Here is a 1,562-nt window from a genome sequence, read left to right on the forward strand (position 1 = left end):
GGGTACGGCTACCCGAACGCGGGCGGCGCGGCCCCGGCCGTCCCACCGGCGCCGGTGCCCGGCGTGCCGCAGGGCGCTGCCGTCCCGCCGGGGGTGCCGACGGTCGGCCCCGGCTACTTCGCCGCGCTCAGCTACCGGGGCCCGGACGGCTCCGAGCAGAAGCTGCTGCACCGCAGCGAGCCCGGCACCCCGCACCCGGAGTGGAAGATCCTCCAGGACCTGCGTCGGCTGAACGTGCCGCCGGAGCAGGTGCTGGAGCTCTACACCGAGCTGGAGTCGTGCGACCTGCCGGGCGGCTACTGCAACCGCATGATCGCCGCGTCCTGGCCGAACGTCCGGCTCACCCACACCGCCGCCTACGGCCGCGACCACGCGTCCCGGCAGGCCGGCATGGCCGAGCTGCTCGACCACCTGGACGAGCTGCACCAGCTGGCCTCCGGGGCCCAGCGGGTCCGCCCGTCCCGGGTGCCGCTGCCCGCGCCGGGGACGGTCCAGCCGCTGCCGCCGCTCCCGCCGCAGCAGCTCGCCCAGGAGCTCGGGGCGGCCTTCGGTCAGAACGTGTTCCGCTACGAGCAGCGCGCGGTCTCCCGCCAGGGCGTGCCCGAGCCGGTGTCGCAGTCCCTGGTGTGGGCGGGGCTGCCGCGCGACTTCGGCCCGTTCTTCTGGGCGCAGGCGCAGGAGGGCCGGCCGATCCCGACGCTCGCCGAGCTGGCCGCCGAGCGCGGTCTGCCCGCGGCCCCGGACTTCGGCGGCTACCTGGTGCTCGGCAACGACTACGGCCGCCAGCTCTGCGTCCAGTACGGCACCGCGAACGTGGTCGCCGTGGACGTCGACGGAACCGGCCAGCCTCCCCGGTTCGTCAACACAGGTGTACCGGAGTTCGTCCGCGCGATGGCCCTGCTGGGCCGGATGTGGCGGCTGCGGTACGGGCTGACCCCGGACCAGGCCGGTCGCTGGACGACCGACTTCCAGGCGCAGCTCGCCGCGATCGACCCGGCGGCCCTGCAGACCGCGGACACGTGGTGGGCCGTGCTGCTGGAGCAGTTCTGGGACGGCCTGCTGTAGCGGGTTGTCGAGGATCCTCGCAGGTGGGGAGGGGTCGTTCCGGTGTTTGGAACGACCCCTCCGGCATGCCGTCGTGGCTGTGCCTCGTTGGGGTTTCGCCCAGATCTGCGCAAAATAGGTCAAGAGGATGGGTCTATTCGTCCAGTCCTCGACGTATTCCGGTCCGCCAGGCGTCCGATTTCGGCCCCGGCCGCCGAACCGGTTCCGGATCCGTCCGTTCCGTCCGATCATGGGCTCCGCAGCCCGCGACATGAGGGGAAGAGCCCATGAGCGACGCCGTCCCCGAGTACGGCTTCACCTCTGCCCGGCGCGGTTACGCGCCCGAGCAGGTCGACCGAGCCCTCACCGCCCTCACCGCGCAGCGCGACGAGGCGTGGGAGCGGCTGAGCGTCCTCGGCTCCGGGCTCCGGCAGTTTGTGGGCCCGCAGGCCCTCCATCGCCCGGCCCGCGTGGTCGCGCCCGGCGCCCACAACGATGTACTCAACCTGCAGGCCCCC

1 protein-coding gene and 1 pseudogene are annotated in these 1,562 nt (G+C 73.4%); both read left to right on the top strand.

What is annotated here, in order from left to right:
- On the top strand, positions 1 to 1,065 hold a 1,065-nt coding region (locus tag ACFV6I_RS39025), incomplete at its 5' end, for an SUKH-4 family immunity protein (RefSeq protein WP_380430988.1).
- Positions 1,066 to 1,331: 266 nt separating this feature from the next.
- Positions 1,332 to 1,562: pseudogene (locus tag ACFV6I_RS39030) on the top strand (hypothetical protein); the annotation flags it as partial.

This window comes from Kitasatospora sp. NPDC059803 (assembly GCF_042732255.1).
Taxonomy (GTDB): domain Bacteria; phylum Actinomycetota; class Actinomycetes; order Streptomycetales; family Streptomycetaceae; genus Kitasatospora.